Raw genomic sequence first — 13,659 nt, 5'->3', positions numbered from 1 at the left:
ATGGCCGATAACACACTTCACTCATCCGACCGCGCTAACTGGCTGGAGCGCCGCTTTGCGCTGCGCTCGCGCGGCGGTACGCTACGCACTGAATGCCTGGCCGGGATCACCGGCTTTCTCGCCGCCGCCTATTTACTGGTGGTCATCCCGGGGCTGCTGGCGATCGGCGGGATGGACAAAGGCGCCGCCACCACCGGCACCATTCTGGTCTTCGTCGTCGGCTCTCTGCTGATGGCGTTTTATGCCAACCTGCCGTTTATCGTTGGCCCGGGGATTGGCGGCTCGGTGCTGGTGGGAGTGACGCTGGCCGGTAGCGAAGGGATTGGCTGGCAGACTGGCCTCGGGATTGCCTGCTGGTCGGGGATCCTCTTCTTCCTGCTGACCCGCTTTGGCCTGCGCGAAGTGGTCACCCGCTCGGTACCGCAGTCGATCAAGCTGGGGCTCACCGCCTCCATCGGCCTGTTTGTCGCCGTCCTCGGCTTTCGCAATGCCGGGCTGGTGCTGGCCAATGCGAAAACCAACGCGCTGATGCTCGGCGACTTTCTCGCCCCCGGCGCGCTGGTGGCGTTGTGCGGCCTGTTCCTGGCGATAGCCCTGCAGGCGCGTAAGGTTCCGGGCGCGATTTTGTGGGCCATTCTGTGCGCCACGCTGGTGGGCATCCCCTTCGGCGTCACCCATCTGCCGACAAGTTTTATCGACGTTCCCCATTCGCTAACCCCGGTGCTGGGGCAGGTTGATCTGCTGGGGGCGTTAAACATCGCCTTCCTGCCGTTCCTGTTCGTCTTTTTCGCCTCTGAGTTTTTCTCCACCATGGGGACGACGCTGGCGGTGGGCGGCGAGGCGGGGCTGCTGGATGAAGAAGGCAACATGCCGCAGATTAATCGCCCGTTTATGGTCGATTCGATTGCCGCCGCGCTCGGCCCATGGGTGGGCATCCCGGCGGCGACGGCGCTGATTGAGTCTTCGGCGGCAGCGGAAGCCGGCGGCAAAACCGGCCTCACCGCCCTGTCGGCGGCGGTAATGTTCCTGCTGATGCTGCTGTTCACGCCGGTGGCGTTGATGATCCCGAAAGAAGCCACCGCCCCGGCGCTGATCCTGATTGGCCTCAACATGTTCAGCGGCCTGCGCAAAGTGGATCTTGGCAACTTCACCGACGGGCTGCCGGTGCTGATGATGGTGATGATCACCCTTATCGCCAACAGCTTCGGCACCGGGATTGCCGGCGGGCTGCTGTTTTACATTGTGATCAAGGCTATCGCCGGCAAGTGGCGGGAAATCCCGATTGGCCTGTGGGTGCTGGCTGTCCCGCTGGTGTATTACTTCGCGACCTTAGTCAGGCATTAAGCCCTTCACAATGTGATTTCACCTCTTCATATAACAAACGCACCGCGGCAGAGAGCTGTTTGCGGTGCGGACAAATCAGATTCAACGGCACCACATCCCCCTGATAACGCGGCAGCAGGCGCCGCAGGCGCCCCGCCCGCAGATCGTCGCTGACGTCGAGCATCGATTTATAGGCAATGCCCTCCCCGGCCACCGCCAGCCGACGGATCACCTCGGCGTCGTCGCTCATCACCGTGCCGGAGACCTTCTGCTGCTGAACCACACCGTCGAGGCTCAGCGACCAGCGGTCGAACGGACGGCCGCGCAAAATGTAGATCAACGCATTGTGCTGGCTGAGATCCTCGAGGGTCTGCGGTTCGCCGTGGCGGGCGATCCACTCAGGCGAGGCCACCAGCACCCGACGATTTTCCGGCGCCACCGGCAGCGAGATAAACGAGGCATCGTCGTTATTACCATAGCGAAACGCGACGTCCACCGGATCTTTAAACACGTCGGTTAGCTGGTCGGAAAAGAGCAACCGCAAACGCAGCGCCGGGTGGCGTTGGCGGAAATCACAGAACAGGGTCAGGAGCAGGTTACGCCCGAGGTCCGACGGCACGGCAATCTGCAACATGCCGCGAACTTCATCGTCCGGGGTCTGGATCTTCTGCAGACCGGCCTCGAGGGTATCGAGCATCTGGGTGGCGTAGGGCAGCCAGGTCTCCCCCTCCGGCGTCAGGCGCAGGCTGCGGGTCGAACGGGCAAACAGGCGAATATTGAGGATCGTCTCCAGACGCTTAATCGCCGCACTGACCTGCGCCGGCTGCTGTCCGGCCTCGCGCGCCGCGTCGCTAAAACTGCCCAGTGCCGCGGCGCGGACAAATAAGGTCAGATCTTCCAGCCTGAACATGCCGATTCTCCCCTGCTTCAGATTGCTCCCAAAATACGCATCACCGTCGCTGCAACGCAAGCGGCGCAAGACTTGTGCCGTGTTTTGCTTACACTTTTTAAAAATCCAGTGCTTGCCATTTCAGCAACGCATCAGGAATGATACGAGGCTGCTAATTTGAGTCCAGGTAATATTGAGGAAATTATGCGTAAAACAAAAATGATGCTTCTGGGCGTACTTCTTGCCACCGCTGGCGCCAGCTGGACGGCTACTGCCGCGGGGATCGATCAGTATGCGCTGAAAGAGTTCACTGCCGATTTCACCCAGTTTCACATCGGCGACACCGTTCCGGCGATGTACCTCACCCCGGAATACAACATCAAACAGTGGCAGCAGCGTAACCTGCCTGCACCGGACGCCGGCAGCCACTGGACCTACATGGGCGGTAACTACGTGCTGATTACCGATACCGAAGGCAAAATCCTCAAAGTGTACGATGGCGAGATCTTCTATCATCGCTGATCCGCGCAACCTCCACGTCCGCCCCGGCGAGCCAGCGGACTCTCCGGCGCTGCGCCAGATCTTCCTGCGGGCGCGCAGTTTATCGTGGACCTGGCTTCCCGCCGCGGCGTGGCGGCTGGAGGATTTCGATGCCGCCACCGCGGATGAACAACTGTGGGTCGCGGAATGCGACGGCCAGCCGGTGGGCTTTGCCGCCGTATGGACCGCCGATAATTTCCTTCACCATCTGTTTGTCGACCCCGACTGGCAGGGCAAACATATCGGCAGCGCGCTGCTGGCGCAGGTCGAACAGAGCTTTACCGCCAGCGGAACGCTGAAATGCCTGATGGAAAATAAAAACGCCCTGCGCTTCTACCAGCGTCATGGCTGGACCATCGAAGCACAGGGCGCGTCGCCCGAGGGCAGATACTGGCTGATGCGCTCGCCGCGGCCTTAAACGGCGCGGAAGGCAATCTCACCCGGGATCACTTCTCCCTGCCAGTACATCTGGGCCGCCACCCGGCCCGCCAGCTGGCGGTAGATGTCGGTAAATTCGCTGTCCGGACGCGCCACCACCGTCGGCGTGCCGTTATCCAGATCTTCCCGCAGCGTAATATGCAGCGGCAGCTGACCCAGCAGCTGGGTGTGGTATTTCTCGGCCAGTTTTTGCGCGCCGCCGGTGCCGAAGATAGGCTCGTGGTGCCCGCAGTTGCTGCAGATATGCATGCTCATGTTTTCCACGATCCCCAGCACCGGCACTTCCACTTTCTCGAACATCACGATGCCTTTTTTGGCGTCGATCAGCGCGATGTCCTGCGGCGTGGTGACCACCACCGCGCCGGTCACCGGAATGTTCTGCGCCAGGGTCAGCTGGATGTCGCCGGTGCCCGGCGGCATATCCAGCACCAGGTAATCAAGATCCGGCCACAGGGTCTCCTGCAGCATCTGCATCAGCGCCTTGCTGGCCATCGGACCACGCCAGACCATGGCGTTGTCGTCGGTCACCAGGTAGCCGATAGAGTTGGTGGCCAGGCCATACTTGATGATCGGCGCCATATGGGTGCCGTCCGGCGAGGTCGGGCGACTGTCTTCGGCGCCCAGCATGGTCGGAATCGACGGACCGTAGATATCGGCATCCAGAATGCCCACCTTCGCCCCTTCCGCCGCCAGGGCCAGCGCCAGGTTTACGGCAGTAGAAGATTTACCGACGCCGCCTTTGCCGGAGCTGATGGCGATAATGTTCTTCACGCCGTTGACTCCGGGCTGGTTTTTCACGCGCTTGAGGGTCGCGATGCTGTGGGTCAGCTTCCAGTCGATGGCCTTCGCGCCGGTGATGCGCAGCAGCTCGGCGCTGCACTGCTCTTTCAGCACTTCGAAGGCGCTGCTCCAGACGAACGGCATCTGCAGCTCAATATGAACGGTATCGTCCAGCCAGGCGACATGGTGCAGCGCCTTGAGGGCGGTGAGATTATGCTTCAGGGTTGGGTGCTGGAAATTGGCCAGCGTCCCGGCGACCATCGCACGTAGGCGCTCAGGGGATTTGGCCTGGGATTGCGAATTCATCCCGACTCCTTTGTTGTTTTGAGATGCTTTCAGTAATCACAGAGTTTATCACAGCTAACGATTATCCATATATGGGCAGCCATTTATGGCGCACCCACAGCCCTTTTGGTAATATCGGAAGCCCTTTTTACAACAGAAGATGTAATGCTCACTATGACTCAAGTCGCGAAGAAAATTCTGGTAACGTGCGCCCTGCCGTACGCCAACGGCTCCATCCACCTCGGCCACATGCTGGAGCACATCCAGGCTGATGTCTGGGTCCGTTACCAGCGAATGCGCGGCCACGAGGTCAACTTCATCTGCGCCGACGACGCTCACGGCACGCCGATCATGCTCAAAGCGCAGCAGCTCGGTATCACTCCGGAGCAGATGATTGGCGAAATGAGTCAGGAGCATCAGACCGATTTTGCCGGCTTCGACATCAGCTATGATAACTATCACTCGACGCACAGCGACGAGAACCGCGAGCTGTCGGAGCTTATCTACACCCGTCTGAAAGAGAACGGTTTTATTAAAAACCGCACCATCTCTCAGCTCTACGATCCGGAAAAAGGTATGTTCCTGCCGGACCGTTTTGTGAAAGGCACCTGTCCGAAGTGCAAATCTCCGGACCAGTATGGCGATAACTGCGAAGTGTGCGGCGCGACCTACAGCCCCACCGAACTTATCGACCCGAAATCGGTGGTCTCCGGCGCTACGCCGGTGATGCGTGACTCCGAGCACTTCTTCTTCGACCTGCCGTCGTTCAGCGAAATGCTGCAGGCGTGGACCCGCAGCGGCGCGCTGCAGGAGCAGGTAGCGAACAAAATGCAGGAGTGGTTCGAATCCGGCCTGCAGCAGTGGGACATCTCCCGCGATGCGCCGTACTTCGGCTTCGAAATTCCCAACGCGCCGGGCAAATATTTCTACGTCTGGCTGGACGCGCCGATCGGCTACATGGGCTCCTTCAAGAACCTGTGCGACAAGCGCGGCGACACCACCAGCTTCGACGAATACTGGAAGAAAGACTCCACGGCCGAGCTGTATCACTTTATCGGCAAGGACATTGTCTACTTCCACAGCCTGTTCTGGCCGGCGATGCTGGAAGGCAGCAACTTCCGTAAGCCGACTAACCTGTTCGTGCACGGCTACGTGACGGTTAACGGCGCGAAGATGTCCAAGTCGCGCGGGACCTTTATCAAGGCCAGCACCTGGTTAAATCATTTCGACGCTGACAGCCTGCGCTACTACTACACCGCCAAGCTCTCCTCGCGCATCGATGACATCGACCTGAACCTGGAAGATTTCGTGCAGCGCGTGAACGCGGATATCGTCAACAAGGTGGTTAACCTCGCCTCACGCAACGCCGGCTTTATCAGCAAGCGTTTCGACGGTGTGCTGGCCGCTGAGCTGGCCGACCCGGCGCTGTATAAAACCTTCACCGACGCGGCAGAAAGCATCGGTGAAGCATGGGACAGCCGCGAGTTCGGTAAGGCAATCCGCGAAATCATGGCCCTCGCCGACGTGGCTAACCGCTACGTCGACGAGCAGGCGCCGTGGGTGGTGGCGAAACAGGAAGGCCGCGACGCCGACCTGCAGGCCATCTGCACCATGGGCCTGAACATGTTCCGCGTGCTGATGACCTGGCTGAAGCCGGTGCTGCCGCAGCTGGCGGCGCGTGCGGAGGCATTCCTCAACAGCGAACTGAGCTGGGATGCCATTCAGCAGCCGCTGCTGGCGCATAAGGTCAATCCGTTCAAGGCGCTGTATAACCGCATCGAGATGAAACAGGTGGAAGCCCTGGTGGAAGCCTCTAAAGAAGAGGTGAAAGCCACCGTGGCGCCGGTCACCGGTCCGCTGGCGGACGATCCGATTCAGGAGACCATCACCTTTGACGATTTCGCCAAAATCGATCTGCGCGTGGCGCTGATTGAAAACGCGGAATTCGTCGAGGGCTCCGACAAGCTGCTGCGCCTGACGCTGGATCTCGGCGGCGAAAAACGTAACGTCTTCTCCGGCATCCGCTCCGCTTACCCGGATCCGCAGCCGCTGATTGGCCGCCTGACGGTGATGGTCGCCAACCTGGCGCCACGCAAAATGCGCTTCGGCATCTCCGAGGGCATGGTGATGGCCGCCGGCCCTGGCGGGAAGGATATCTTCCTGTTAAGCCCTGACGACGGTGCGAAGCCGGGTCAGCAGGTGAAATAACAAAAAAGCCGGAGAGTATCTCCGGCTTTTTTTTGCCCGGCGGCGCTACGTTTACACGGGCCTACGGGTTTTGTCGGCCGGGTAAGGCGAAGCCGCCACCCGGCTAAACATCACGCCTTCGGGTGATGCACCCGGTGGGTCAACCCGCGCAGGAAGTTGCGCATAAACTGATCCCCGCACTCGCGGTAGTTTTTATGCTCCGGGGCGCGCATCATGGCGGTGATTTCCGGCACCGACACCCGGTATTTCTGCTCGCTCATGATCGCCTGGATATCGTCCGTTTTCAGCGAGAAGGCGATCCGCAGCTTTTTCAGCACCGTGTTGTTATTCACCCGACGCTCCAGCGCCAGCTCCGGCGCCGAATCATCTTTGCCGCGCTTGTCATAGATAAGGCCGTTGAGGAAACCCGACAGGATAATATCCGGGCAGCGGACAAAACCCTCTTCATCCTCTTTCGTCATCCAGGTATCGAAGCTGGCGGCGGTGGATTCCATATCGGCAAGCGCAAGAATGCGCACCATATCGTTATTATTGGCTTTCAGGGTGTAGCGCAGGCTACGAAGAATATCATTACTGAGCATGAGTGCCTTTTACTGTCGATGTTGCAATGGGGCGCAGTGTAGCAGTTTTACAGGCCAATCGCTTCTTTCAGGCTTTTTAAATAGCGCCGGCTCACCGGCACCGTTTGCCCGGCGCGCATCAGCAGCTCCGCCTGGCCATTCTCTTCCAGACGAATCTCCTTCAGGTGCGCCATATTCACCAGATACTGGCGATGGCAGCGCAGCAACGGCGTGCGGCTCTCGAGGGTGCGCAGGGTCAGCTCGGTAAAGCCCTCTTTTCCCTCGCGGTCGGTCACGTAGATGCCGCTCATCCGGCTGCTGACGAAGGCCACATCCTCCATCTGCAGCAGCCAGATACGGCTGTGGCCGGTACAGGGAATGTATTTCAGCGTCTGCCGGGCGTCATCCAGCAGCGACACGTCCTGCAGGCTGCGCTCCTGACGCAGGCGGGCCAGGGTTTTCTCCAGCCGCACGGCCTCAATCGGCTTCAGCAGATAGTCAAAAGCGTGCTCCTCAAAGGCTTTCACCGCGTACTCATCAAAAGCGGTGAGAAACACGATATAGGGGCGATGCTCCGGGTCGAGCATCCCGACCATCTCCAGACCGCTGATGCGCGGCATTTGGATGTCGAGAAACAGCACGTCAGGGCGCAGCTTATGTACTGCGCCAATCGCCTCCACCGCGTTGCCGCACTCGCCGACGATCTCGATATCGCGCTGAGTCTCCAGCAAAATACGCAGGTTTTCCCGCGCCAGCGGCTCATCATCGACGATCAATACTCTCAGCATGCATTCTCCTCCAGGGGCAGACGTAGGGTGACACGGGTAAAGCGCTCCGGCTCGCAGGTGACGCTGATGCCGCAGTCGGCGCCAAAACGCGCCCGCAGACGCCTGTCCACCAGATTCATCCCCAGTCCGCTGGCCTGGGGGTTGGCCCGGTACAGCCCGGCGTTATCTTCGATATCCAGCTGCAGCCAGCGATCGTCCTGGCTGGCGCGGATGGTAATTTCGCCGACGCCAAGATGTTGCGATGTACCATGCTTAATGGCGTTCTCCACGATCGGCTGCAGGGTAAAAGCGGGCAGCTGGTGATGCGCCAGCCCCTCGGGCACCGCCATCTGGATCTGCAGGTTAGCCTGGAAGCGAGCCTTCTCAATCTGCAGATAGGCGTTAACATGCTCGATCTCATCGGCAAGCGTGACAATTTCCGTCGGCCGTTTCAGGTTCTTACGAAAGAAGGTCGACAGATACTGCACCAGCTGGCCGGCCTGATCGCTGTCGCGGCGGATCACCGCCTTCAGCGTGTTAAGCGCGTTAAACAGGAAGTGCGGGTTGACCTGGGCGTGCAGGAGCTTGATTTCAGATTGCGTCAGCAGCGCCTTCTGCCGCTCGTACTGTCCGGCGAGGATCTGCGCCGACAGCAGCTGGGCAATCCCCTCCCCGAGGGTGCGGTTGATCGAACTGAACAGGCGATTTTTCGCCTCATACAGTTTAATGGTGCCTATCACCCGCTGGTTCTCACCGCGCAGGGGGATCACCAGCGTCGACCCCAGCTTACAGTGCGGATGAATCGAGCAGCGGTAAGGCACCTCGTTGCCATCGGCGTAGACCACCTCCCCGGTCTCAATCGCCCGTTGCGTATACGAGGAGGAGATAGGCTTGCCCGGCAGATGGTGATCGTCGCCGATGCCGGTAAACGCCAGCAGCTTGTCGCGATCGGTGATCGCCACCGCGCCGATATCCAGCTCCTGGATCAGCACCAGGGCCACCTTCATGCTGTTCTCTTCGTTGAATCCCTGACGCAGGATCCCCTCGGTCGACGCCGCCACCTTCAGCGCCGTGGCGGAAAAGGCGGAGGTGTATTTCTCGAACATCGCCCGTTTATCCAGCAGAATGCGCATAAACAGCGCCGCACCGACGGTATTGGTGACCATCATCGGCGCAGCAATGCTCTGCACCAGATGCAGGGCGTCCTGGAACGGGCGGGCAATCAGCAGAATGATCATCATCTGCACCAGCTCGGCCACGAAGGTGATCGCCCCGGCGGTCAGCGGGCTAAAGACCTTGTCCGGCCGGCCGCGTTTGACCAGCACGCTGTGCACCAGCCCGCCCAGCAGCCCCTCGACGATGGTGGAGACCATGCAGCTTAAGGCGGTCATTCCCCCCAGCGAGTAGCGGTGCAGGCCGCCGGTCAGCCCCACCAGCCCGCCGACCACCGGGCCGCCGAGCAGGCCGCCCATCACGGCGCCGATGGCGCGGGTGTTGGCGATGGAGTCTTCGATATGCAGACCGAAATAGGTCCCCATAATGCAGAAAATGGAGAAGGTGACGTAGCACAGCAGCTTGTGCGGCAGGCGAACGGTGACTTGCATCAGGGGGATAAACAGCCGGGTTTTGCTCATCAACCACGCGATGACCAAAAATACGCACATCTGCTGAAGCAGCAGCAACACCAGATCAAATTCGTACATACCCGCAAACCACACATTCCTGAAAGCGCGTACCATACCCTGCCTGGCGAAAACTTTCTTTGAAGCCCTGCATAAAAATGAAAAATGACGGACAGGATCACACTTTTTTCCGGCGCGTTGCGCAGCAAACGCGGCAAAAACCCCGGCGCGGCGCGCTAAACCGCAATTAATGTTTCATTAACACCTGCGCTTCACCGTATAATCCCCCTGTTAACATCAGGAGCCTATTATGAAGCCAGCGAAAATCGCGGTCGTCACCCTCTTCTTACTTATGGCCATCGGCGGGATCAGCGGCGTAATGCTGGCCGGCTATTCCTTTATTGTGCGTGGCGGTGTCGGCTGATCCAGCGGGTCAGACGCTCAAACGCGCGGTCGACGATAATCGCCGCCAGCGCCACCAGCAGCGCCCCCTGAACAATATAGGCGGTATTAAAGCCGCTCAGGCCGATGATGATCGGCGTCCCGAGCGTACTGGCCCCCACCGTCGAAGCAATGGTCGCGGTACCAATATTGACGATGACCGAGGTGCGGATCCCCGCCAGTATTACCGGGGCCGCCAGCGGTAGCTCCACCTTATACAAACGCTGCCAGCCGGTCATTCCCATCCCTTCGGCCACCCCTGACACCCCCGACGGTATCGACCCCAGCCCGGCCAGCGTCCCCTGCAACACCGGCAGTATGCCATACAGCGCGAGGGCGATGAGCGCGGGCAGCCAGCCAAATCCCAGCACCGGCACCGCCATCGCCAGCACCGCCACTGGCGGAAAGGTCTGCCCGATAGCGGCGATGGTCTCCACCAGCGGGCGAAACGCGCTGCCGGCGGGCCGGGTGACCGCCACCCCTGCCCCCAGTCCCACAACCGTTGCCGCGAGACTGGACGCCACCACCAGCCAGCCGTGATCGAGGGTTAGCGCCCAGAAGCTCTCCTGCTGATAGACCGGCCGCGGCAGCTCCGGGAACAGCCGACTGAACAGCGGCGCGCTGTAGGGCAGCCCTACCAGCAGACCGATAAACAGCGCGATAAGCCACCACAGCGGCTCACGAAGCGCCTTCATGGCTCGCCTCCTGGCGCAGCAGATCGGCAAAATGCAGCGTGCCGCAGGGCCTGCCTTCGGCATCGACCACCGGCAGCGCCTCGCAGCGCCGGGCGACAAACTGCGACAGCGCTTCCCGCAGGGTCATGGTGACGGTCAGCCCCTCGCCCGCCAGCCGTTCGCCGGGACGCAAATAGTCCCCCACCTCGCGCAGCGACAGCAGGCGCACGCCCAGCTCGCTGCGGCCAAAAAAGGTCTGCACAAAGCTATTTTTCGGCCGCAGGAGCATCTCCAGCGGCGCCCCCTGCTGGACCACCTCGCCCCCGTCCATCAGCACCAGGTGGTCCGCCAGACGCAGCGCTTCGTCAATATCATGGGTCACCAGCACAACCGTCCGCCCCAGCAGCCGGTGGATGCGCAGCATCTCCTGCTGCAGCGCCTCGCGGGTCACCGGGTCGAGGGCGCCGAAGGGCTCATCCATCAACAGCACCTCCGGATCCGCCGCCAGCGCCCGGGCCACCCCCACCCGCTGCTGCTGGCCGCCGGAGAGCTGATGCGGGTAACGGTCGCGCAGCGTCGCCTCCAGCCCTAACAACGCCATCAGCTCGTCGACCCGGTCGGCGATCCTCGCCCGCGGCCATTTTTGCAACTGCGGTACAGTGGCGATATTCTGCGCCACCGTCCAGTGCGGAAACAGGCCGATGGACTGGATGGCATAGCCCATCCGCCGTCGCAGGGTCAGGACCGGCTGCTGACGGATGTCCTCGCCGGCAAAACGAATAGTGCCCCGGTCCGGCTCCAGCAGGCGGTTGATCATCTTCAGCGTCGTCGACTTGCCCGAGCCGGAGGTCCCCACCAGCACCGAGAAGGCGCCTTCGCGCAGCTCCAGGGTCAGGTCCTTCACCGCCGGGTGGCCGGCAAACACTTTGCTGACCCCTTCAAACTCAATCATTGGCCTCTCCTTTTAGCCAGGCGCCCCACAGGGCGAACAGGGCATCCACCACCACCGCCAGGGCAATGGTCGGCACCACGCCCAGCAGCACCAGATCCAGCGCACTGCTCAGCAGCCCCTGAAACACCAGCGCGCCAAAGCCGCCGGCGCCGATAAGCGCGGCCACTACCGCCATGCCGACGGTTTGCACGCTGACCACCCGCAGGCTGCGCAGCAGCACCGGCATCGCCAGCGGAAGCTGCACCTGACGAAAGCGCTGCCCGGCGCTCATGCCCATCGCCGTCGCGCTCTCCAGGGCGTCCTGCGGCACCTGCTGCAGGCCGGTCACCACCCCGCGCACCAGCGGCAGCAGCGCATACAAAGTCAGGGCGATCAGGGCCGGCGCCATGCCGGTCCCGGAGACGCCCAGCTCGCCCAGCGCCGGGAAATAGCGCGCCAGACCGGCAAGTGGTGCAATCAGCAGGCCGAACAGCGCCACCGACGGGATAGTCTGGATCACATTGAGCACGGTGAAGGCCGGCGCCTGCCAGCGCGGACGTCGCCACAGCCATACCCCAAGCGGCAGGCCAATGAGCAGGCCCGGCAGCAGGGTGCCGAACAGCAAAAGCAGATGCTGGCGCAGGGCGTCGTCAAATACCTCCTGACGGTTGGCATACTCCTTCAGCAGAGAGAGCTGATCGAGCGCCCCGGTAGCAAGCAGGATGATGGGCAACAGCCAGACTTGCGCATTAAGCAGCCAGCGCCACAGCGGCCGGACGGTAAGATGACGGATGGCCTCGCTGGCCAGCAGCAGACAAAGCGCCAGCGACAGCCACAGGCCGCTGCCGGGCGAGGTGCGCGCCAGCGGCGAGCCGTGCCGGGAGAGCTCAAGCGCCGCCTGTCCGCTGCCCCAGATAAGCAGCGGGAAGAGCAGTTCGGCCAGCAGCAGGTGAAGAAGCGGCGCGGCCCTGCCTGGCAACCAGCAAAGCAGCATCCCGGCAAGGACTGCCGCCATCTGAACGCCGGCGAGCCAGGGCATCACCTGCCACAGCCCGCGCCCTTCGCCGGAGAGTAAGCGATTCGGCGCGTAAGTAATAAACGGCAGCGCCAGCGTAACCAGCAGCAGACCTGTCAGCAGCAGGCCGACGCGGTGAGTACAGCGAATGGTCACCGGTGGCTTACTTCAGCAGGCCTTTCTGCTGCAGAAAATCTGCCGCCACGCGCTTCGCATCCTGGCCTTCCACCGCAATACGGGCGTTCAACTGCTGCAAGGTTTTTTCATCGAGGCTGGCAAAGACCGGCTTCAGCCAGTCGGCGATCTGCGGATAGGCTTTGAGCACTGCCTCACGCACCACCGGCGTCGGGGCATAAATCGGCTGCACGCCCTGCGGATCGCTCAGCGTCTGTAACCCCAGCGCCGCGACCGGGCCGTCAGTGCCGTAGGCCATCGCCGCGTTTACGCCCGAGGTCTGCTGCGCCGCCGCTTTGATGGTCACCGCCGTATCGCCCCCGGCCAGCGACAGCAGTTGGTTCTGGTTGAGGTTGAAACCATACGCTTTTTCAAACGCCGGCAGCGCGTCCGGGCGCTCAATAAACTCCGCCGAGGCCGCCAGCTTAAATTCGCCGCCCTGCTTCAGGTAGCGACTGAGGTCGGCCAGCGAGGTCAGGTGATTTTTCTCCGCCAGGTCCTGGCGCACGGCGATAGTCCAGGTATTGTTGGCCGGCGCCGGGGTGAGCCATACCAGCTGATGTTTCTCCTGATCGAGGCGCTTCACCTTCTCATAGCCCTGTTGGGCATGCTTCCACGCCGGGTCGTTTTCATCTTTGAAGAAGAAGGCGCCATTGCCGGTATATTCCGGATAGATATCCAGCTCGCCGGCGACAATCGCTCCGCGCACCACCGGCGTGGTGCCGAGCTGGATTTTATTAATCGTTTTTACGCCGTGGCTTTCCAGCACCTGCTGGATCATATTGCCCAGCAGCGCGCCTTCGGTATCAATTTTCGAGCCGACCTTCACCGGCTCCGCCGCCTGCAGCGGTAAACTTATCAGGGCGGCCAGCGCCAGCGCACCGGACCATTTCATTGCCATCTTCATCCCGCGTCCCTCAGTTCTTTTGCGCTTCGCTTACAGAAGCTTAAGAGAAAAGCGTAGTCCATTTGCCAGCGATGCGAAAAAGAAAAGGCCGATTAATCGGCCTTT

14 protein-coding genes are annotated in these 13,659 nt (G+C 61.2%); 5 read left to right on the top strand and 9 right to left on the bottom strand.

What is annotated here, in order from left to right; all coding sequences use genetic code 11:
• A complete protein-coding gene (locus R0140_RS08005; RefSeq protein ID WP_012967563.1) occupies positions 1–1,344 on the top strand; it encodes an NCS2 family permease in 1,344 nt (447 codons plus the stop codon).
• On the opposite strand, the gene R0140_RS08000 is transcribed toward R0140_RS08005, so the two are convergent.
• Entirely contained in the window at positions 1,334–2,233 is a 900-nt protein-coding gene (locus R0140_RS08000; protein ID WP_032740116.1) for a LysR family transcriptional regulator, read from the bottom strand. The two genes, R0140_RS08005 and R0140_RS08000, sit on opposite strands and share 11 nt — an antisense overlap.
• Before the next feature lie 183 nt (positions 2,234–2,416).
• Between R0140_RS08000 and R0140_RS07995 the strand changes: the two genes are divergently transcribed.
• Both R0140_RS07995 and R0140_RS07990 read left to right on the top strand, forming a co-directional pair.
• Positions 2,417–2,734 (top strand): RcnB family protein, encoded by a 318-nt coding sequence (locus R0140_RS07995; RefSeq protein ID WP_002912749.1) that lies wholly within the window; start codon positions 2,417–2,419, stop codon positions 2,732–2,734.
• Positions 2,709–3,170: a GNAT family N-acetyltransferase gene (locus R0140_RS07990; RefSeq protein WP_022064805.1), complete on the top strand. Its 462-nt coding sequence runs from the start codon at positions 2,709–2,711 to the stop codon at positions 3,168–3,170. The genes R0140_RS07995 and R0140_RS07990 overlap by 26 nt, the downstream gene beginning before the upstream one ends.
• Here R0140_RS07990 and apbC read toward each other — a convergent pair.
• The gene (gene apbC / locus R0140_RS07985) at positions 3,167–4,276 is read right to left on the bottom strand and encodes an iron-sulfur cluster carrier protein ApbC (RefSeq protein WP_008804054.1); all 1,110 of its coding nucleotides are present in this window, start codon (positions 4,274–4,276) and stop codon (positions 3,167–3,169) included. The two genes, R0140_RS07990 and apbC, sit on opposite strands and share 4 nt — an antisense overlap.
• Before the next feature lie 153 nt (positions 4,277–4,429).
• Here apbC and metG point away from each other — a divergent pair, with 153 nt between their 5' ends.
• Positions 4,430–6,463 (top strand): methionine--tRNA ligase, encoded by a 2,034-nt coding sequence (metG, locus tag R0140_RS07980; protein WP_032740370.1) that lies wholly within the window; start codon positions 4,430–4,432, stop codon positions 6,461–6,463.
• Positions 6,464–6,573: 110 nt separating this feature from the next.
• On the opposite strand, the gene R0140_RS07975 is transcribed toward metG, so the two are convergent.
• From R0140_RS07975 to R0140_RS07965, 3 genes are read right to left on the bottom strand one after another with little or no spacing between them, the layout of a single operon-like run.
• Positions 6,574–7,044, bottom strand: a complete 471-nt coding sequence (locus R0140_RS07975) for a YehS family protein (protein WP_008804053.1) — start codon at positions 7,042–7,044, stop codon at positions 6,574–6,576.
• 47 nt (positions 7,045–7,091) lie between these two features.
• On the bottom strand, positions 7,092–7,811 hold the full coding sequence (gene btsR / locus R0140_RS07970) for a two-component system response regulator BtsR (protein ID WP_008804052.1): 720 nt from the start codon (positions 7,809–7,811) through the stop codon (positions 7,092–7,094).
• The gene (locus tag R0140_RS07965) at positions 7,805–9,493 is read right to left on the bottom strand and encodes a sensor histidine kinase (RefSeq protein WP_032740117.1); all 1,689 of its coding nucleotides are present in this window, start codon (positions 9,491–9,493) and stop codon (positions 7,805–7,807) included. Before R0140_RS07965 ends, btsR begins: the two co-directional genes overlap by 7 nt.
• A 229-nt stretch (positions 9,494–9,722) precedes the next feature.
• On the opposite strand from R0140_RS07965, the gene R0140_RS07960 reads away from it, so the two are divergent.
• Positions 9,723–9,836, top strand: a complete 114-nt coding sequence (locus R0140_RS07960) for a protein YohO (protein ID WP_002912762.1) — start codon at positions 9,723–9,725, stop codon at positions 9,834–9,836.
• Here R0140_RS07960 and R0140_RS07955 read toward each other — a convergent pair.
• From R0140_RS07955 to R0140_RS07940, 4 genes are read right to left on the bottom strand one after another with little or no spacing between them, the layout of a single operon-like run.
• Complete coding sequence (locus R0140_RS07955; protein ID WP_022064807.1) at positions 9,811–10,548, bottom strand: ABC transporter permease; 738 nt, start codon at positions 10,546–10,548, stop codon at positions 9,811–9,813. The genes R0140_RS07960 and R0140_RS07955 overlap by 26 nt on opposite strands.
• Positions 10,532–11,479: an ABC transporter ATP-binding protein gene (locus tag R0140_RS07950; RefSeq protein ID WP_032740118.1), complete on the bottom strand. Its 948-nt coding sequence runs from the start codon at positions 11,477–11,479 to the stop codon at positions 10,532–10,534. The genes R0140_RS07955 and R0140_RS07950 overlap by 17 nt, the downstream gene beginning before the upstream one ends.
• A complete protein-coding gene (locus R0140_RS07945) occupies positions 11,472–12,629 on the bottom strand; it encodes an ABC transporter permease (RefSeq protein ID WP_022064808.1) in 1,158 nt (385 codons plus the stop codon). The genes R0140_RS07950 and R0140_RS07945 overlap by 8 nt, the downstream gene beginning before the upstream one ends.
• 7 nt (positions 12,630–12,636) lie before the next feature.
• A complete protein-coding gene (locus R0140_RS07940; RefSeq protein WP_032740119.1) occupies positions 12,637–13,554 on the bottom strand; it encodes a glycine betaine ABC transporter substrate-binding protein OsmF in 918 nt (305 codons plus the stop codon).
• Between the last annotated feature and the right edge of the window lie 105 nt (positions 13,555–13,659).

The sequence above is a fragment of the Klebsiella sp. w6 genome (genome assembly GCF_033100215.1).
Classification (GTDB): domain Bacteria; phylum Pseudomonadota; class Gammaproteobacteria; order Enterobacterales; family Enterobacteriaceae; genus Klebsiella; species Klebsiella variicola.
The sequence above is the reverse complement of the archived record's forward strand: the minus strand, read 5'-3'. Positions and strand labels throughout refer to the sequence as shown.